16 protein-coding genes and 1 riboswitch are annotated in these 19,614 nt (G+C 34.8%); of the genes, 14 read left to right on the top strand and 2 right to left on the bottom strand.

The window, feature by feature from the left end:
- The first annotated feature begins 57 nt into the window (after window positions 1–57).
- The 3 genes from ACFCYN_RS01905 to ACFCYN_RS01895 all read left to right on the top strand — a co-directional run bounded on the left by ACFCYN_RS01905 (window position 58) and on the right by ACFCYN_RS01895 (window position 3,706).
- Window positions 58–1,089 (top strand): ATP-binding cassette domain-containing protein, encoded by a 1,032-nt coding sequence (locus ACFCYN_RS01905; RefSeq protein WP_172446532.1) that lies wholly within the window; start codon window positions 58–60, stop codon window positions 1,087–1,089.
- Entirely contained in the window at window positions 1,086–1,889 is an 804-nt protein-coding gene (locus tag ACFCYN_RS01900) for an ABC transporter permease (protein WP_172446531.1), read from the top strand. Before ACFCYN_RS01905 ends, ACFCYN_RS01900 begins: the two co-directional genes overlap by 4 nt.
- Before the next feature lie 208 nt (window positions 1,890–2,097).
- Window positions 2,098–2,201, top strand: a riboswitch (purine riboswitch).
- 209 nt (window positions 2,202–2,410) lie between these two features.
- Window positions 2,411–3,706 carry a nucleobase:cation symporter-2 family protein gene (locus tag ACFCYN_RS01895; protein ID WP_172446530.1) on the top strand — a complete coding sequence of 432 codons (1,296 nt, stop codon included), beginning with the start codon at window positions 2,411–2,413 and terminating at the stop codon, window positions 3,704–3,706.
- A gap of 124 nt (window positions 3,707–3,830) precedes the next feature.
- Here ACFCYN_RS01895 and ACFCYN_RS01890 read toward each other — a convergent pair whose 3' ends face one another.
- Complete coding sequence (locus ACFCYN_RS01890) at window positions 3,831–5,132, bottom strand: O-antigen ligase family protein (protein ID WP_375947163.1); 1,302 nt, start codon at window positions 5,130–5,132, stop codon at window positions 3,831–3,833.
- Between the two features lie 427 nt (window positions 5,133–5,559).
- On the opposite strand from ACFCYN_RS01890, the gene murQ reads away from it, so the two are divergent.
- Both murQ and ACFCYN_RS01880 read left to right on the top strand, forming a co-directional pair.
- Window positions 5,560–6,450, top strand: a complete 891-nt coding sequence (gene murQ, locus ACFCYN_RS01885; protein ID WP_375947161.1) for an N-acetylmuramic acid 6-phosphate etherase — start codon at window positions 5,560–5,562, stop codon at window positions 6,448–6,450.
- A gap of 20 nt (window positions 6,451–6,470) precedes the next feature.
- Entirely contained in the window at window positions 6,471–7,886 is a 1,416-nt protein-coding gene (locus ACFCYN_RS01880; protein ID WP_375947159.1) for a PTS transporter subunit EIIC, read from the top strand.
- Between the two features lie 57 nt (window positions 7,887–7,943).
- Here the strand turns inward: ACFCYN_RS01880 and ACFCYN_RS01875 are convergent, their stop codons facing one another.
- Window positions 7,944–8,855, bottom strand: coding sequence for a Gfo/Idh/MocA family protein (locus ACFCYN_RS01875; RefSeq protein ID WP_375947157.1), 912 nt, complete (start codon window positions 8,853–8,855; stop codon window positions 7,944–7,946).
- Window positions 8,856–9,275: 420 nt separating this feature from the next.
- Here ACFCYN_RS01875 and ACFCYN_RS01870 point away from each other — a divergent pair, with 420 nt between their 5' ends.
- From ACFCYN_RS01870 to xylB, 9 genes are all read left to right on the top strand, one after another.
- Complete coding sequence (locus ACFCYN_RS01870) at window positions 9,276–10,895, top strand: sensor histidine kinase (protein WP_375947156.1); 1,620 nt, start codon at window positions 9,276–9,278, stop codon at window positions 10,893–10,895.
- A 2-nt stretch (window positions 10,896–10,897) separates the two neighbouring features.
- Window positions 10,898–11,692, top strand: a complete 795-nt coding sequence (locus tag ACFCYN_RS01865; protein ID WP_172446525.1) for a response regulator transcription factor — start codon at window positions 10,898–10,900, stop codon at window positions 11,690–11,692.
- 92 nt (window positions 11,693–11,784) lie between these two features.
- Window positions 11,785–13,092: an extracellular solute-binding protein gene (locus ACFCYN_RS01860; RefSeq protein WP_375947153.1), complete on the top strand. Its 1,308-nt coding sequence runs from the start codon at window positions 11,785–11,787 to the stop codon at window positions 13,090–13,092.
- A gap of 85 nt (window positions 13,093–13,177) precedes the next feature.
- Window positions 13,178–14,053: a carbohydrate ABC transporter permease gene (locus tag ACFCYN_RS01855; RefSeq protein ID WP_375947151.1), complete on the top strand. Its 876-nt coding sequence runs from the start codon at window positions 13,178–13,180 to the stop codon at window positions 14,051–14,053.
- Between the two features lie 91 nt (window positions 14,054–14,144).
- Window positions 14,145–14,972: a carbohydrate ABC transporter permease gene (locus ACFCYN_RS01850; protein WP_172447744.1), complete on the top strand. Its 828-nt coding sequence runs from the start codon at window positions 14,145–14,147 to the stop codon at window positions 14,970–14,972.
- 47 nt (window positions 14,973–15,019) lie between these two features.
- The gene (locus ACFCYN_RS01845) at window positions 15,020–15,655 is read left to right on the top strand and encodes a YesL family protein (protein WP_375947149.1); all 636 of its coding nucleotides are present in this window, start codon (window positions 15,020–15,022) and stop codon (window positions 15,653–15,655) included.
- A gap of 30 nt (window positions 15,656–15,685) precedes the next feature.
- A complete protein-coding gene (locus ACFCYN_RS01840; RefSeq protein ID WP_375947148.1) occupies window positions 15,686–16,657 on the top strand; it encodes an aldose 1-epimerase in 972 nt (323 codons plus the stop codon).
- Between the two features lie 33 nt (window positions 16,658–16,690).
- Window positions 16,691–18,025, top strand: a complete 1,335-nt coding sequence (gene xylA, locus ACFCYN_RS01835) for a xylose isomerase (RefSeq protein ID WP_172446520.1) — start codon at window positions 16,691–16,693, stop codon at window positions 18,023–18,025.
- 86 nt (window positions 18,026–18,111) lie between these two features.
- Window positions 18,112–19,611, top strand: coding sequence for a xylulokinase (gene xylB, locus ACFCYN_RS01830; RefSeq protein WP_375947146.1), 1,500 nt, complete (start codon window positions 18,112–18,114; stop codon window positions 19,609–19,611).
- Window positions 19,612–19,614 lie beyond the last annotated feature (3 nt).

The raw sequence follows: 19,614 nt of genomic DNA, 5'->3' as shown, positions 1-19,614 counted from the left end.
ATCAGTCAAAAACAATCAAAAAATCGTAAAGTAAGAATTTGAGAAGGAGGAACTACATTGGAATTTATAAACAAAAAAATAATTACCCCAAATAATGGAGATTTGGCAGTAGAAGCACGCGGATTAGTTAAAACATTTGGTGAAAATCGTGCAGTCGACGGAGTAGATTTAAATGTTCGTGCAGGTAGTATTTATGGTGTATTAGGACCAAATGGAGCAGGGAAAACAACAACGATTAGAATGTTAGCTACGTTACTTCGACAGGACGCAGGTACTGCACAAATATTTGGATATGATGTATTAAAAGAGGCTCAAATTGTACGTCAATTAATCGGAGTTACTGGTCAGTATGCATCAGTTGATGAGTCTTTAAGTGCAACGGAGAATCTTATTATTTTCTCAAGATTACTTGGCTTAGGAAGAGCGGAGGCACGTAAGAAAGCAGCTGATTTATTAGAGGAGTTTGATTTAACGGAAGCTGCAAAACGTCCACTGAAAAATTTCTCAGGTGGGATGCGCCGTAGACTAGACTTGGCGGCAAGTTTAATTGCTCAGCCACCACTTATCTTCTTAGATGAACCCACAACTGGATTGGATCCTCGTACACGTAATCAAATGTGGGACACAATTCGTCGTTTAGTGAAAAGCGGTTCAACGGTGTTACTTACTACACAGTACCTTCAAGAGGCGGATGAACTAGCAGATCGAGTTGCTGTTATTGACCGTGGTCATGTAGTAGCAGAAGGTACCGTTGATGAATTGAAAGCTTCAGTTGGAACTTCTTCATTACAATTAAAAATCCAAGACGTTAGGGATATTCAAGAAGCTCGTCTAACTGTAGAGCGAGTTCTAAAAGTAAAGTCAAATGTAAAACCAGAAGAAGGAAAGATTACGGCTCCTATGGCGGACGCTGACCTAGTAACTGATCTACTAATTGCTTTACGTGATGCCGGTATCCAATTAGTAGAAATGAGCGTACAAAAGCCTACGCTTGATGAAGTATTCCTTACTATTACTGGAAATGGTTTAGAAAATGATGGTTCAAAGGAGTTTGATAAATCAAAAGAAATGGAGGGAGTTAAAGCATGAGTACTTCAACTGCGTATCGTGAGCTAAAAAATAGAACGAGTTTCAAGCAAACTGTAAAAAACTCGTTTACAATGGCCTATCGTGGAGTTCTAAAGATTAAGCGGACACCTGAACAATTGTTTGATGTTACACTACAACCAATTATTTTCACACTGATGTTTACTTATATATTTGGCGGAGCAATCTCAGGAGATGTTAAGAGCTACTTGCCAGTAATCATACCAGGGATCTTAGTGCAGACTGTAATTACTACATCAATCGTTACGGGTGTACAATTGCGGGAAGATATGGACAAAGGCGTATTCGACCGATTTAAGTCACTTCCAATAGCACGTATTGCCCCACTAGCAGGAGCACTATTAGCAGATACTATTCGTTATACGATTGCTACTGTACTTACTTTTAGTATGGGATATATTATGGGATATCGTCCAGAAGGCGGATTAGGTTACGTAGCATTAGCCGGACTTCTTGTCATTGTATGCTCTTGGGCAATTAGCTGGATTTTTGCCTTTTTTGGAGTAATTGCACGTACGGCTTCAAGTGTACAAGGGATATCAATGCTTGCACTATTCCCATTAACATTCCTTTCAAATGCTTTTGTACCAGTAGATACAATGCCAAATTGGCTTCAGTGGTTTGTAAAAATAAACCCAGTTTCTCATCTAATAACTGCAGTAAGAAATCTTACGAACACTGGAACTGCAGGTTCAGATTTAATCATTTCATTAATTGGTGCTGCTGTAATCGTAGCAATATTTGCACCATTAACTGTAAAAGCATATATGCGCAGAACATAAGAGAAGGTGTTCCAATTAGGTGTTTCCAAGTGGAACACCTCTTTTTGTATAGTGAGAAAGTAAAAATTGGTAGTTCTGAAGAAAAATTGACTTAGATTCCAAATTTAGGTATAGGTGTAATTGCGTATCTGACTAAGGTTTGTTAAACAACGAGTTTTCTTTATCATTTCTACTTGAAAATATTGAAAAGCTTGTGTAACATAATTTAGGTACAAATAGATAAATAACTCATATAATCATGGGGATATGGCCCATAAGTTTCTACCGGACGACCACTATAATCGACCGACTATGAGTGAAAGCACATCTAGGGTTCCGCATACTTGTCTATGACATATGGCTGGTCCGAGCGATGTGGGCACATTAGTGCTACACCATTAGGGATAAAAACCCAGAAGGACAGGTTTCACTTGAGAGAAACAGACTCAAGTGGAGCCTGTCTTTTTTTGTTTTATAAAAGAGTAAGAGTTGTACGCCAATAAATATAAATAGGTTTAGCAAGGAAAAGGGAGAGAATCAGATTGTTAAGTAAACAAAAAGCATTTACATTAGGTTTTCAGCACGTAATGGCCATGTACGCAGGTGCAGTCGTTGTACCGCTTATTATTGGTGGAGCACTTAAACTGAGCCCTGCTCAGATTGCTTATCTGATCGCAGCCGATTTATTTACTTGCGGAATCGCAACAATCCTACAAAGTATGGGGACAAAATACTTTGGTAGCAAATTACCGGTTGTTTTAGGTTGTACCTTTACTGCGGTAGGACCAATTATAGCTATTGCATCTACTTCAAATTTACCAACAGCTTATGGGGCAATTATTATTTCTGGGATATTTGTTATAGTAGCTGCGCCTTTTTACGGAAAGCTTTTAAAGTTTTTCCCTACGATTGTAACAGGATCAGTTGTAACGATTATTGGACTTTCTCTTATACCAGTAGCTATGAATAATGCAGCGGGCGGTCAAGGGAGTGCAGACTTTGGCCAAGAACACAATTTATTATTAGCACTTCTTACACTTGTAGTCATTTTAGTCATAAATCGATGGGCTAAAGGATTTTTACGCACGATTTCAGTACTTGTTGGTTTAGTAGTTGGAACAATCGCAGGATACGCAATGGGGATTGTTCATTTTTCGAGCGTATCGGAAGCTTCGTGGTTTAGTATTGCTCAACCATTTTATTTTGGAGCTCCAAAAATCAGTTATACAGCCATAATTACAATGATTATTGTGTGCATTGTTAGTATGGTGGAATCGACTGGGGTATATCTTGCAGTTGGGAAAGCGACTAACCAAAAAGTAAAACAGGATCAGATCGTAAATGGCTTACGCTCAGAAGGACTTGCGATTATGCTCGGTGGAATTTTTAATGCATTTCCATACACGGCTTTTTCTCAAAACGTTGGTCTAATCTCACTTACAAAAGTTAAGTCTCGCGAAGTGATCTACGCCGCGGGAAGTATCATGGTCATTTTAGGATTATTACCTAAACTAGCAGCATTAACGACAGTTATTCCAAATGCCGTTCTTGGTGGAGCAATGATTGTTATGTTTGGTTCTGTAGCAGCTGCTGGAATATCAATTCTTTCAGAAGTTGATTTAGGAAAAGGCGATAACTTACTAATCGCAGCTTGTAGCATAGCAATTGGATTAGGTTCGGCAACGCTACCTCAAATGTTTGATCAACTACCGGACTTCTTAAAAATGTTAATGCAAAACGGCATCGTAACCGGGTCATTAACGGCAATTATTTTAAATCTATTCTTAACAAAGCGAGATGTAGTAGTAGAAGTGCAATCTACGAAAAAAATATCATAATTCATCTATAAAGAACAGTCTGAAAATCAAATTTTGTGGACTATGCCTACACTACTAAGACCCCAAACGGAAACAAGGTTTGGGGTCTTTTGAACTTTCATTTCAATTAAATCATCATTATTTCTTATAAATTATTATATTTATTACTAATAATTTTTGATTTTAAATAATGAAATATTGTGTAAGAACTGACGACGATTCTAGCCGTGCTACCGTAAATACTTCTATGGAGTGAAGAAATTTCTATATTATATTGAATACGTTTTGAATAATGATCCCAGCATCCGAGGAAGACAACCGTTAAAAAGCCAATTTGTGGAGAGAATATCGGCTCATCAAAAATCCCCGTAAACAAGATAATGGGCAATCCAAGTATAAAGCTGTTCACTAAACTCTTCTTATTAAGTTTAAAAAAGAATAAATGAATGCATTTTGCAATATTTACACTAGCAAGTATTAGGAAAGCTAGCCCACCTAATGTTCCATATTCTGCAAACATACCAAGTAATATATTATGGGCATGTGGTATGTATTGATTATATTGCATGAAATATTCTTGACCAAAACCGATTGGCGTCACACCAAAGAATGGGTGGTTTTCCCATATGTTATATGAGTTTTTCCAGATATCTACTCTTTTTTGGCTTGCCTGGATAACAGAATCTGCTCTTGGCATTATATAAATCAAAAATTTATAAAAGATAAGGCCAATGAAAGAGCATGTAAAGAAAAGTACTCGATTTAGTCTGAAGATAAATAGCAAATAAATTGAAATCATCGTTGCAAAGCCAGCTCTAGAGCCAGTTAGAAAAACTCCGTAACTAAGTAAGAGCTGAATTGGAAGCTGCCAAGCTAAACATTTGTAATGTTTCTTTCGAATGCTAGCGAGTAAGCTACCGAACAGAAAAGAAATAGCAATTAATAAAATATACACATTAAAATTTGGATTGTAAGCACAACCAATCAGACGGTTAAAATGTATTGGTCTAGCATCCCAAAACAATACAGTACCTAATAAATAGTCAATGGCCTTAGGAAATACTAACCATTTGGATATCCATCCTATTACACAACTATAAACGCCCCCGAAGATTATGATTAAACGAAACCTTTGAAATAATTGACTTCTTTCCGATCCTAAAATCCTACAATATAAGCCCCAGTAGCCAAGAATTAGGATACTGACTAGTAAATATAAACCATTTCTATCTAAAAGAGCAGCACCAAGTGTAGAAATAAGAAGGCATAAGAAAAAATACGAACTAATTGAATAAATGAAACGCTTATTAATAAACCAATGAGTATATAGTGTTTGTAGCCCAATAACCAATAGTAACAACATACCTAATGGAGGTAAGAGAAAACAAAGAAGTATGCTTTTCTCTAATATAGAAAAACTTTTGTAAACCTGTATAAACTTTTTCATTGTGTACCTCTTTTGTTAAGTGACATAAATATCCTTAATCATTGGGAGGATGACGTTTTTAGTGGCCTGTTTTTATTTGCAAAGTGAATGTATTTATAAACGGATGTGGTTAAAATTACAATCATATTTAAAATACTTAGGTTTAAAATACCACATTAGTTTATTAATTATGTTTTGAAAATGTAAATTGAATTTAAACTTTTATGTTCAGCCTAATAAATGTAAAACAATTAAATTTATGCATTTTTTTAAAAAAATTTAACAGAATAAATTTTGATAAATATGTATTCTATGTTAACAAAACGTGAACATTAAATAAGAAAATTCTTCCTTATAAATATTTAGTGTTGAAATTTTATTTCAAAAATAGTTATAATAAGTATGAAATTAAATTTACTTTAAAATAATTACTTGAGGTGAAATACACATGCTTGAGAATTTAACAACTGAATCAAGAAATGAAAAAACAATGAATTTAGATGAAATGTCTATAGAGGAATTTTTAACAGTAATGAACGAAGAAGATGCAAAAGTTGCCGCTGCTGTTCGAAAAGAAATTCCGAATATCTCAAAAGCTGTTGAAAAAATTGTAACGGCTTTCAAGAACGGTGGTCGTTTAATATATATTGGTGCAGGTACTAGTGGCCGTATCGGATTATTAGACGCAGTAGAGTGTCCTCCTACATTTGGAACAAGTCCCGAAGAGGTAGTTGGGTTGATTGCAGGTGGAGAAAAAGCTTTTATAAAAGCCGTTGAAGGTGCTGAGGATAGCGAAGAACTTGCCATCGAAGATTTAAAGGAAATTAAGCTAAGTAAAAATGATATAGTCGTAGGAATCGCAGCAAGTGGTCGTACGCCTTACGTGATCGGTGGTTTAAAATACGCTAAAGAAATTGGCGCAGCTACTGTGGCAGTTAGCTGTAATAAAGATTCAAAGATTGGTCAAGAAGCAGAAACTGCAATTGAAGTAGTGAATGGACCTGAAGTATTAACTGGTTCAACAAGATTAAAGGCAGGTACTTCTCAAAAGTTAATTTGCAACATGTTATCGACAGCATCAATGGTTGGTATTGGAAAGGTATACGGTAATTTAATGGTAGATGTTCAATCTACAAATGAGAAGCTGGTTGAGCGTTCAAAGCGAATCGTAATGGAAGCAACTTCTTGTACGTATGAAATTGCCGAAGAATATTTAACGAAGTCAAATCAAAGTCCGAAAGTAGCTATTGTAATGATTCTTACTGGATTCACTTATGAACAAGCAATTGAGCAATTGAAAAAGTCAGAAGGATTTGTCCGAAAAGCGATACAAAAATAAATCTTTTGGGGGATAAAAAGATGGATAAATATCAAAGAATGGCCTCTGAAATAGCAGACGCTATTGGTGGTACTGATAATGTAGTTTCGTATACGAACTGTATGACAAGACTTCGTGTCAATGTTGCAGATCGTAGTTTGATCAATGAAGAACAAGTTAAAAAGATTAACGGAGTTCTAGGAACTGTTGATGATGAGACTTATCAAATCATTTTAGGGCCTGGTACGGTAACAAAAGTAGCTGAACAGTTTGGTCTTTTAGACACCGCTTCAACAGGAACGACTAAAGCTACTTCATCAGAAGCTTTAAAAGATAAAGGCGCTGATATGAAGGCCGATTTAAAAAAGAAAAATAACACTCCATTTAAAAATTTCTTACGTAAAGTCGGTAATATCTTTATTCCATTAATCCCAGCGTTCGTTGGGGCAGGTTTAATTGCAGGTATTGCATCGATTTTATCAAACAATATAACTGCACATAATTTAGATGCAGGAACTTGGTCACAATATGTAACAGTATTAAATGTAATTAAAAATGCAATTTTTTCATATTTAGTAATTTACGTTGGTATTAATGCTGCGAAGGAATTTGGAGCTACACCATCCCTTGGGGGAGTAATTGGTGGTGTAACACTTTTAACGGGTATGGTTCCAGAACAACCAATTAAAAACATCTTTAATGGTGATCCATTGGCTCCAGGTCAAGGTGGTATTATTGGTGTTTTACTAGCAGTGTATCTATTATCAGTTTTAGAAAAACAATTACGCAAAATTGTTCCAGACTCTTTAGATATTATCATTACACCTATGATTGCTTTACTGGTAGTAGGTTTGCTTACAATTTTCTTCATCATGCCATTTGCAGGATTTATTTCTGACAACTTAATTGGCGCAATTAACTGGGTTATTGCAAAAGGCGGTATTTTTGCAGGATTTATACTAGGTATGGGATTCTTACCATTAGTAATGTTAGGCTTACATCAAGTTTTAACTCCAATTCATATCGAGTTAATCAATACAACTGGTGCTACAGAATTATTACCAATACTTGCAATGGCAGGTGCTGGTCAAGTTGGGGCAGCTTTAGCACTATGGTTACGCTGCAAAAAGAATAAATCATTATCAAATATGATTAAAGGTGCTCTTCCGGTAGGTATTTTAGGTATTGGTGAACCATTAATTTATGGTGTTACTTTACCTCTTGGTCGACCTTTTATAACTGCTTGTATCGGTGGCGGTATTGGTGGTGCAGTAATTGGAATGTTTGGTAACGTTGGGGCAATCGCAATTGGTCCTTCAGGTGTAGCATTAGTTCCACTAATTGCACACGGAATGTGGCTTAAATATGTGATTGGATTACTTGCAGGTTATGCTGGAGGATTCGTTCTTACGTATTTATTTGGAACTCCAAAAGACGCAATGGCTGAACAAGAATAAATAACATAAATATAACCCGAATAACTGGACGCCAAGTCTATTATTCGGGTTTTTTATTTAGTTTACATTGGAATCGATATACTGAACGATCTTTTCGCAAATTTCATGAGTGATCACGGAATCGTCTATTGAAGGATTCGGTGTAATATTTTGTTTTATACAGTCGAGAAAGTGATCTATTATTTGATAAAAACCACGCTTATATAGAGTTGGCTCCCAATCACCAAATTTAGTCAAACTAATTTCTCCATTATGATAACGAGTAGTCTCGACTAAACCACTTACAACAAATTTACTTTCAGGTGTCATATATTCAATAATTTCTTCTGTGACACCGTTGTTCCTGTTCATTATTCCAATAGCCGTGCATCCTTCACCAATTAGTTGGATGACTAGATGTTCAAGTAAGTCTTCTTTTTTTAAGAAGTTTACTTTTAAATCAATTATGTTAGAGGGCATTAAAAATCTTAGCGTATCTACCACATGAATAAAATCTTCTACAACAAACCTCCTAGAATAGCCGGGAAAGTTAAATCTATTTTTTTGCATGATAATTAAGTTGGCTTTTCCATGTAAAGTGAGCTCTTTTACCCTAGGGATAAAACGTCTATTAAATCCAACCATAGCTATTTTTCCACTTTCTTCAGCTAACCTTACAATTTCTTTTGTTTCATGAAAATTTACCGATATAGGTTTATCAATATAGACATTAATGCCATTTAATAATAATTTTTGAGTTACTTCGAAATGGGCATCAGTGGCCGTACTAACGAATGCCGCATCAATATTCTTCTTTAGTAGTTCTTCAACTGAATTAGTGGTATCTGTAATTCGATATTTTTTTGATAGACTGTCTAATGTTTCTTGGTTTCTCGTACAAAGCACTAATTCTATATTTTCTTTCTCTGAAAGAACGGGTAAATAAGCTTTTTTAGCGATATCACCTAAACCGATTATGCCGATTCTCATATAAAAACACCTCATTGCATTTTATAAATTGAAAAATAATAGTCCATAAAATAGATAGATGTATGTAATTTTACTAAAAAATAAGTAAATCTGTTAAGTATTGTACTATATTAAATTTTTTTGAAAAGTTTTCTAAAAACTACTTATTTACTGAAGTTTTTCACCTATTCCCCATTGCGCGTGTTTTTTACCCTATAGACGTTTTTAATATTCAGACTAATACTAAATATAGTATGATAACTTTAAGGAAAGCCCTTACAATAATTTACTGCTGAAAAGGTGATTACAATCGTCAACTTTAGACTACGGTTGAAAAAACTAAATACTTTACGCAATCAAATATTGGCCGTTTTTTTGATTGTTATGATGATTGTTTTATCCATTGTATCAATTATGGTGTATAACCAAGTTGGAACTTTGATGAAAGATACAACAAAGAAACAAATCAAAGAAACGGCTGTTGAAGCAAATGGAAGAATGGAAACCTTGTATAAACAAATTGATACGTTATCAAATCAATTAATGACAAATGAGACAGTTCAACAAATATTACTCGGCTTGAAGAATGGGGAGAACGTTGATTTCGATAAAAGGCAGTCATTAATTAGAGTGATCAATAACTTTTTAGCGTACTCAAATGGAATCTCCTCTTTTGAGTTGTATTCCTCAGAAGGGAAACGTATTTTTCCTTTTGGAGAAAAAGATATCTCTAGTGTGATTGATGAAAAGTGGGTAAAGGAAGCAGAAGCAGAAAAAGGAAGATTAGTGTGGGTAGGTAAAGATCCTAAAAATAGTAATTACTCTTATGCAATTAGAAGGGTTAGCTTAATGGATCGATGGTTTTCAAATGGTGGCTATTTAGTAGTAAGGATATTAAATAGTTATTTTCAAGTTGAAGAAAGTAATTTAGCTCCAGGAGAGAAGGATTATATGATGCTTCTTGATAGGGATTTAACACCAATAACAGACAATTACGGTATTAATATTCAAAAATTTTTACTAGACGGATATGAAACGATAGAAGTAAATAAAAAGCAATATATGATTGTTAAACAGCCATCTACAAAAACGGGCTGGACACTTGTCATCTTAAAGCCTACAAGCTTTTTAAATGAACGGGTAACGCCAGTAAGAAAAGCCACTCTTTTCTCTGGAGCCATTGGATTTATTATCTTTGTAGTATCTTCAATTATTCTAGCGACAATGATCACCAGACCGATCAAAAAGCTGACAAATACAATGAAAAATGCAAAGATGGACGAGCTAAAAATTAACAAGGAAAGCTCAGCTTCATTAGAAATTATTGAGTTAAATAGGACGTATAACCAAATGGTCGAAAATACGAACCATTTAATTCAAGTCGTTTATGAAAAAGAATTACTTCGTAGCCAAACTGAGTTGAAAGCTTTACAAGCTCAAATAGATCCACATTTTCTTTATAATACGTTAAATGCGCTTTACTGGTCTTTGGATGAAAAAGGCGAGGATGATTTAGCGGAGATAGTCATCGCAATGTCAGGGTTATTCCGCTATACAATTGGAAATGAGAATAGTAGCGAATGGGTGACGGTTCAAGCTGCCCTAGAACAAATTGAACGTTATTTGCAAATTATGAAAATGAGGTTAGGAGAACGTTTATTATGGGGGATTTCAGTTGAGCCTGACCTATTAAACATTAAAATTCCTAAGCTGTTAATTCAGCCATTAGTAGAAAATGCAATTATGCATGGAATAGAAAGTAATCGAGATCAAGGGATTATTTTAGTAGGAATTAAAAAGATAGATTATTCAGCTAATATTTTAGTCACAGTGAAAGATAATGGTCCAGGAATTGATAAAGAGACACTAAGTAGCCTTAATTTAGCAATTAAAAACAATAATGTGTCATCCTTTAAAGGCATGGGAATGGCGCTCACTAATGTTAATAAACGAATTAAATTATATTACGAGGGGTATGAATTAAACGGTCTTCGTTTAGAAAGCGAGATCGGCAAAGGTACAACTGTATTATTCGAAGTTCCAGACAAAGGTGGGGAATAATAGTGGATGCAAAAACAATACTAATTGTCGATGATGAACAAACAACTAGGCAAGGTCTGAAAAAAACACTAGAGAAATGGTCAAATGGAAGGTTTGAAATTCTTAGTGCGGCTAATGGTCAAGAGACATTTGAACAAATGAGCAGGACAAAAATTCATCTACTAGTCACAGATATTTGTATGCCTGAGATGAATGGGTTAGATCTATTAAAACGTCTTAAGGATAAAGGGTATAAATTTGTTTCTATTATTATTTCAGGTCACCCGGATTTTGAATATGCCCAGGAGGCGATCCGCCTAGGTGTTGTAAACTATTTACTAAAACCGGTAAGTAAACAAAAGTTAATTGAGGCTATTGAACAAGCGCTAGAAAAAGAAGCGAGCATTGAACGCATTGAATATATAGAAAAAGTCGCTGATAAAAAATTATTAAAAGTAGAGCAAGTGAGTAGCCAGTCTAATACAATTAAGGAAGCAAAAAAATTTATTAATAAAAATATAAGCAACCAGATTTCATTAAAAGAAGTCGCAGAGGCAGTACATTTAAACGCAAGTTATTTTAGTGTCTTGTTTAAAGAACAAGTTGGACTGACGTTTAGTGAGTATTTGACTCGAAAGCGACTACAAATTGCAAAAAATCGTCTGTTGACGACAGATTTACAAATTGAAGAAATTGCCCTAGAAGTGGGCTATCAGACAGCTAAATATTTCATCAAAATCTTTAAGGATTACGAGGGAATAACGCCTAGTAAATATAGAAAAGTCTCTGAACTTGATGAATATTTAATCCAAAAATAGTGGAATTTTATCCAATCGTGGTTACCTTACCGCGATTTTTTTTTAATGCTAGAATTTATTTGTAAGGAAAATTCAAAAAATGGAGGTTTGACATGTTTAAGAAAGCGTATTCATTAATGTTAGCACTAGTTCTTATATTGATGGTTGCTTTAACGGGTTGTGGCAGTTCTGATAATGCCTCTACTGAAAGCGGTTCCAAAAAAGTAATTAAGTTTATGCATCTTTGGCCAGCTGGAAGTTCTAAGCAACAAAACCTTATTGTATCAGACATTATTAAACAATACGAAGCCGAACACAAGGATGTAAAAATTGAAGTAGAAGTTCTTGAAAATGAGCAATACAAAAACAAGATTAAAGTCCTTTCTTCTTCTAATGAATTACCTGATGTTGGATTTACTTGGGCAGCAGGATATATGACTCCATTCGTAAAAGGTGGACTATTTGCGGATTTAGATGACGTGTTAAATAGTGGATTAAAAGATTCTTTCGTATCTGGTACAACAGAAGCATATGCAATCGACGGTAAAACTTATGGTCTACCACTTGAATTAAACATTGCTCCAATTTATTACAATAAAGCAATCTTTAATAAATACAATCTTCAAGTACCACAAACATATAGCGAGTTCCAAAATGTTGTTAAAACATTAGCTAAAAAAGGTGTTGCTCCAATCGCATTAGGAAATAAGGATCGTTGGACAGGTTCACTTTGGTATATGTACTTAGCAGATCGAATTGGTGGATCTGAAGTATTAAACAAAGCAATTAATCGTACAGGAACATTTGAAGATCCTGCGCTTGTATCAGCAGCACAAGAGGTTCAAGACTTAGTAAAAGAAAATGCATTTAATAAAGGATTTAATGGTTTATCTAATGATGAAGGAAAATCTGAATTTTTAAATGGAAATGCAGCAATGTATCTTATGGGAACATGGGAGTTACCAAACTTTACAACGAACGAAGAAATTCCAAAAGATTTCCGTGACAATGTAGGCTTCTTTAAATTCCCTACATATGAAGGTGGAAAAGGAAATATAAATAGCTGGGTCGGTGGACCTGGAGTGGGACTATTTGTAGCAGAACATTCGAAGGTAAAAGCAGAAGCGAAAGACTTTGTTAAATTCTTTGTTCAAAAATGGGGAGAGCAATCTGTTGAAAAGGCAGGCGTAATTCCGGCAACAAAAGTTGATACTTCAAAAGTAAATTTACCACCGCTATATATCGATGTATTAAACGAATTAAATAACGCAACTAACTTAACTCTGTTTGCAGACGTTCAAATGAGTGCTTCTGTAGCTGAAACTCACTTAAATTTAATTCAGTCTTTATTTGGGAATGAAGTGAAACCAAAAGATTTTGCTAAACAACAAGAGCAAGCTTTAAAAGCAGAAGATAAGTAATTTCTGACTTTATGAAAAAGGGCATATAGCTTTTAATCTCATATGCCCTTTTATTACTAACTAAAGAGGAAGGAGTTGAAACGAAATGAATAAAACAATGTCGAATAAAAAAATAATTGCGCTGTATATTACACCAGCTCTTTTTTTAATTCTTGCTTTGATTTACGTTCCGATTGTACAAACAGGATACTTTGGCTTAATGAAATGGAATGGAATCGGGGAAAAGGAATTCATAGGCTTAGAGAATTATTCCCACTTATTACATGATCCTCTATTTTGGAAAAGTGCTTTCCACTCCTTTTTATTAGCCGTATTTTCGGCAGTCAGTTTAATTGGTTACCTGTTCATCTCATTTATACTTGCTGGAAAAATTAAAGGTGCAGACCTTCTTAGAAAAATTTATCTAATACCAATGCTACTTGCCTCTGTTGCAATTGCACAGCTTTGGCTTAAAATTTATCACCCAACTAATGGGATATTAAATAGCATACTTGTTTCTCTTGGAGTTCATAATCCTCCTGCGTGGTTAGCAGAAACTAACCTAGCGCTATACGCGATTATTATACCGATTATTTGGCAATATGCTGGTTTTTATATTCTGATTTACTATGCAGCTCTTAAAAATATTCCTGAATCTCTAATTGAAGCGGCAAGGATCGACGGGGCGACACCATTACAAATTGCAATAAAAATAAAACTACCATTAATTATGAATGTTGTTAAAGTGACGATTGTTCTTGCGGTAGTTGGGTCACTTAAGTATTTCGACTTAATTTATGTTATGACAGGCGGAGGACCAAATGGTTCTAGTGAAGTAATGGCTTCCTATATGTATCAAAAAGCTTTTAAAGGTTTTGACTTTGGATATGCAAGCGCAATTGGCTTTTTCTTATTAATTATTTGTTTAGTTGTTACTTGGGTTATTCGAAAATTTACTGAATCAAATAATGATATTTACTAAAAAGAAAGGGGGATTATAGGTGGATACGGTAAGAGCTTCAGGATCTCAAGCTATTGTAACGGAGAGGAACACAGACCGTAGTACAAATAGAATGTTAGGAAAAATTGCTTACGGGCTCATGTACATTTTCCTTATAGTCGTAGCGATTTTTCAAATTTTTCCGATCATCTGGCTATTTCTTTTTTCATTAAAAAATAATCAAGAAGTTTTTAATATGTCTCCTTTTTCTTTACCTGAAAGTCCAAAGTGGGAGAATTATACAAAAGTTTGGACTGAAGGAAACATAAGTCAGTACTTCTTTAACAGTGTGACCTATACAATTGCTGCTGTTATCTTAACGGTTGTACTAGCAAGTATGGTTACCTTTGCAATTACAAGAATGAATTGGAAGGCAAGTAAATGGGTGTTAGGAATATTTATGGTAGGTTTAATGATTCCAGTCCATTCAACGCTTATTCCATTATTTAATACGTTTACGAAAATTAATTTAATTGATAATCCACTTTCGGTAATTCTTGCGTACACAGCTTTTAATCTACCAATTACGATTATGATCTTAATTGGATTTTATGAAGCTTTACCTAGAGAAGTGGAAGAAGCTGCAATTATGGATGGGGCTTCGATTAACCATATCTTTTTTAGGATTACGTTACCGATGACATCACCGGTAATTGCTACGGCTGCAATTATCAATATGATTTACAACTGGAATGAGTTTGTTTTCGTTAATACGTTTATTAGCTCAGATAAATTTAAAACATTAACAGTCGGTATTCAAAACTTTATTGGTCAGTATACAACTGACTGGGGAGCAATCGGAGCTACGTTAGTGATCAGTATTTTACCAATTTTAATTGCTTTCTTTATTTTAAGTAATCGAATCGTTGAAGGAATCGCGTCTGGGTCAGTAAAAGGATAATCACGGTAGATAAAGGTATTAATGTTTTCGTAAAGGAGAGTGATTAGATGATACTCGGAAAAACAATGGGAAAACTGTTTACGATATGTGAATGGATTATGAAATTAGCATACGTCAATCTACTATGGTTTCTCTTTTCAATCGCAGGACTAATCATATTCGGTTTTTTCCCTGCTACAGTAGCCCTTTTTACTATTGTTCGTAAATGGATTTTAAAAGAAGCGGATTTGCCGATTTGGGGAACATTTCTCGCTGTATTTCTTAAGGAATTTAAAAACGCTAACAAACTTGGATTAGTTTTCATTTTCAGCGGGATATTCCTAGCTTTTGATGTGTTTTACATTCGAACGGTAGAAGGGCTGTTCCAGTTTATACTAATCGTTCCTTTATTAATCATTACAGCTGTTTACTTAATGATTTTACTTTATATTTTCCCAATCTATGTACATTACGATTTCAAACTGAAGGAATATATAAAAAACGCATTCTTTTTAAGTATCTTTCATTTTCATATTACATTGCTAATGCTAATTAGCTTAGTAGCCATTTTATTTTTACTGCTGTACGAACCTGGATTAACTCCATTCTTTAGTGCTGTATCAATTGCGTGGGTTTTCATGTTTTGTGGAATGTACAGCTTCAATCGGATAGACGTAAGAAAAAGTAAGATTAGTAATGTCTAGAATATAGAAATGAAAGAACGGGGAATAAAGATGAGTACTTATGTTGAAGAAATCTCTTTTTTAGACGAACCAGCGATTAAAGCGGGTAATAGTGAATTGGAGATTATTATTATTCCTGGATGGGGTTCGAATTTGATTTCCATAGTTCATAAAGGTTCAAATACAGAGCTTTTAAGAGTTCCGACCTCTACTAAGGAATATTTAAACAATCCAGTTCTGTTTGGTACACCAATTTTATTCCCACCTAATCGAATTGATCGAGGTAAGTTTAGCTTTAATGAAAGGACTTACCAATTTGAAATTAATGAATTAGATAAACAGAATCACATCCATGGCTTTGTTCACACAAGGAAATGGGAGGTAGTAAGTATTGAAGTTAATGATCAAACAGTAAAAGTTGTTACTGAGTTTGATTCAAGTAAACATGATGATGTTATGGCTCAATTTCCACATCACTTTATGATCAGGATGAACTATATATTAAATGATAATTTATTTGCTAAAAAAGCAGAAATTATAAATAAAAGTAATGAGCCTTTACCGTTAGGATTTGGATACCATACTAGCTTTTTATTCCCTGAAGAAACGTCATTTCTCAAACTGCCAGTTAAGAAACGTTGGAAACTAAATGATCGATTCTTACCAACGGGGGAACTAGAAGATATTGAATACAAAGATGAGTTGAGTGAAGGAATGAACTTGTATGGACTAGAGTTGGACGATGTTTTTCTATCTAGTCCAAATGCTAGTGGACTCCAAACAGCACAAATAATGAATCAATCAACGGGAATTGAGATTAACTACACCGTTGATCAAAGTTTCAAACACTGGGTCGTTTATAACAAGGATGGGAGAAGCGGTTTTTTATGCCCAGAGCCTTATACGTGGGTAACCAATGCTCCAAACCTTAAAGTAAATGAGGAATTGACTGGCATACAAAGGATTGAGCCAGATGATATGAAAGTATTGCGCACATGGATTGTTATTTCACATAAGTCATAGAATTTAAAACTACTATTTTAGGAGGAATTAAACATGAGTTACTTTACTAATATTAATAAAATTAAATTCGAAGGTCCTAAATCAAAAAATCCTTTTTCCTTTAAATATTATGATCCTCAAAGAATCATCAATGGTCAAACAATGGAGGATTTACTACGATTTTCAGTTGCGTACTGGCACACATTTACTGCAGACGGTTCAGATCCATTTGGAGCAGGAACAATGCAACGCCCTTGGAATCACTTAACAGGATTAGATCTTGCCAAAGCACGTGTGGAAGCTTCATTTGAGTTTTATGAAAAGTTAGATGTTCCTTTCTTCTGCTTCCACGATTCAGATGTTGCACCTGAGGGAAATACATTAAGTGAAACTTATAAAAACTTAGATGTAATTGTAGAAATGATGAAAGAATATATGAAAACAAGTAAAACAAAATTGCTTTGGAATACAGCAAATATGTTTACTCATCCTCGCTATGTAAATGGTGCTGCTACGTCTAACAATGCAGATGTATTTGCATATTCAGCAGCGAAAGTAAAAAAAGGATTAGAAATTGCGAAAGAACTTGGAGCAATCAACTATGTATTCTGGGGTGGACGTGAGGGCTATGACACACTTATGAATACTGATATGAAGCTTGAGCAAGACAATCTAGCGCGATTCTTCCACATGGCTGTAGATTACGCAAAAGAAATTGGGTTCGATGGCCAGTTCCTAATTGAACCAAAACCAAAAGAGCCAACAAAACATCAGTATGATTTTGATGTAGCAACTGGACTAGCCTTCTTACAAGCTAATGGTTTAGAGAAACAATTTAAATTCAATATTGAAGCAAACCATGCAACACTTGCGGGACACACATTTGAACATGAATTACGTGTTGCTCGAATTAATGGAATGCTTGGTTCAGTCGATGCCAATCAAGGAGATAAATTAATTGGTTGGGACACGGATGAATTCCCTACAGATCTATATTCGACTTCACTAGCGATGTATGAAATCATAAAAAATGGCGGTTTAGGAAAAGGCGGATTAAACTTTGATGCGAAAGTAAGAAGGGGCTCATTTGATGTAGAGGATTTATTCCATGCTCATATCGCTGGAATGGATAGCTTTGCAATTGGCGCATTAGTTGCAAGTAAATTAATTGAAGATAAAGTATTTGAAAACTTTATTGAAGATCGTTATAGCAGCTTTACTTATGGAATCGGTAAGGAAATCGTAGATAATAAAGCAAATTTCCGTACACTTGAAGCATATGCGTTAAATTTAGGTGAAATCCAAAATAAATCTGGTCGTGAAGAGCGTCTAAAAGCAGTATTAAACCAATATTTATTAGAGGCGATTTCTGAATTCGCAACGGTTTAAATGACCATAAAATGTGCTGGGAAGTTCACTATTTCCAGCACATTTTTCTCATACGATGGGATTAAAAATGATAAGGGATGATTGTTATGAAATATGTAGTAGGTATTGATTTAGGTACAAGTGCTGTAAAGATTTTATTAGTTAATCAGTACGGCGAGGTTTGCCAAGAAGTGTCTCGTTCCTATCCATTAATTCAAGAGAAATCTGGATATAGCGAGCAAAATCCTGAAGAGTGGGTTGAAAAAACAATCGATGGACTTACCGAATTAGTTAGAGATTTTAATGGACATCCGAATGATATTGAAGGGATTAGTTTCTCAGGACAAATGCATGGCCTAGTATTGTTAAATAAAGAAAATAGTAGTCTTCGCAATGCTATTTTATGGAATGACACAAGAACGACTAAGCAATGTGAATATATCAATGAAATCGTAGGAAAAGAACGTTTACTTGAGATAACGAAAAATCCAGCTCTTGAAGGCTTTACATTGCCAAAGCTTCTTTGGGTGAAAGAATTTGAGCCAGAGATTTTTGAACAAGCATCAGTATTCTTGTTACCTAAAGATTATCTTCGCTATCGTCTCACTGGTGAAATTCATGCTGAATACTCAGATGCAGCGGGAACATTGCTGTTAAACGTAAAGGGAAAGCAGTGGAGTGAAGAATTATGTACTAAATTTGATATTCCTTTACATCTTTGCCCTCCAATTGTTGAATCACATAGTTGTGTAGGAACAATTACAGAAGAGGTTTCTAAACTGACAGGACTTAGTCACGAAGTAAAAGTATTTGCAGGTGGAGCAGATAATGCTTGTGGTGCAATTGGCTCAGGAATTTTAAAAGAGGGTAATACGCTTTGTAGTATTGGTACTTCAGGGGTTGTCCTTTCTTATGAAGAGCATGGTGACCACGACTTTAAAGGTAAGGTTCATTATTTTAACCATGGTAAGGAAGATGCTTTCTATTCAATGGGTGTAACGCTTGCTGCGGGATTCTCTTTAAGTTGGTTTAAGGATACGTTTGCAGAGCATGAGAATTTTGAACAATTACTAGAAAGTGTAGATCAAGTTTCAATTGGTTCAAATGGTTTACTGTTTACGCCATATTTGGTTGGTGAAAGAACGCCGCATGCGGATTCAGTTATTAGAGGTAGTTTTATTGGGATGGACGCATCGCATAAGAGAAATGATTTTGTAAGAGCTGTTATGGAGGGAATTACTTTTTCATTAAATGAGTCAATTGAGATTTTCCGACATAATGGTAAGAAAATTGATTCAATTATTTCGATTGGTGGCGGTGCAAAGAATCCTGTATGGCTTCAGATGCAAGCAGATATTTTTAATGCAACGATTATTAAACTTTCGAGTGAACAAGGACCTGGAATGGGAGCGGCAATGCTTGCTGCGTATGGTTGCGGTTGGTTTGAATCATTAGAGGCTTGTGCAGAAGATTTTATTAAACCAATTACTTCATATAAACCAATTGAAGAAAACGTTAAAAGTTATGAGAAGCTTTATTTAATTTATAAACAGGTTTATACAAAAACGAAGGAATTAAATATGATGCTTTCGGAATTTAGAAAGTAATAC

It is taken from the genome of Gottfriedia sp. NPDC056225 (assembly GCF_042267765.1).
Classification (GTDB): Bacteria; Bacillota; Bacilli; order Bacillales; family Bacillaceae_G; genus Gottfriedia.
Note: the sequence above shows the minus strand (reverse complement) of the source record. Positions and strands in the feature narration are given on the sequence as shown.

Coding starts and splice junctions, on each gene's coding strand:
- ACFCYN_RS01845 (WP_375947149.1), top strand. CDS start 15,020: ATGATACTCGGAAAAACAATGGGAAAACTGTTTACGATATGTGAATGG.
- xylA (WP_172446520.1), top strand. CDS start 16,691: ATGAGTTACTTTACTAATATTAATAAAATTAAATTCGAAGGTCCTAAA.
- ACFCYN_RS01875 (WP_375947157.1), bottom strand. CDS start 8,855: ATGAGAATCGGCATAATCGGTTTAGGTGATATCGCTAAAAAAGCTTAT.
- ACFCYN_RS01850 (WP_172447744.1), top strand. CDS start 14,145: ATGTTAGGAAAAATTGCTTACGGGCTCATGTACATTTTCCTTATAGTC.
- murQ (WP_375947161.1), top strand. CDS start 5,560: ATGCTTGAGAATTTAACAACTGAATCAAGAAATGAAAAAACAATGAAT.
- xylB (WP_375947146.1), top strand. CDS start 18,112: ATGAAATATGTAGTAGGTATTGATTTAGGTACAAGTGCTGTAAAGATT.
- ACFCYN_RS01860 (WP_375947153.1), top strand. CDS start 11,785: ATGTTTAAGAAAGCGTATTCATTAATGTTAGCACTAGTTCTTATATTG.
- ACFCYN_RS01870 (WP_375947156.1), top strand. CDS start 9,276: ATGAAAGATACAACAAAGAAACAAATCAAAGAAACGGCTGTTGAAGCA.
- ACFCYN_RS01900 (WP_172446531.1), top strand. CDS start 1,086: ATGAGTACTTCAACTGCGTATCGTGAGCTAAAAAATAGAACGAGTTTC.
- ACFCYN_RS01840 (WP_375947148.1), top strand. CDS start 15,686: ATGAGTACTTATGTTGAAGAAATCTCTTTTTTAGACGAACCAGCGATT.
- ACFCYN_RS01890 (WP_375947163.1), bottom strand. CDS start 5,132: ATGAAAAAGTTTATACAGGTTTACAAAAGTTTTTCTATATTAGAGAAA.
- ACFCYN_RS01880 (WP_375947159.1), top strand. CDS start 6,471: ATGGATAAATATCAAAGAATGGCCTCTGAAATAGCAGACGCTATTGGT.
- ACFCYN_RS01855 (WP_375947151.1), top strand. CDS start 13,178: ATGAATAAAACAATGTCGAATAAAAAAATAATTGCGCTGTATATTACA.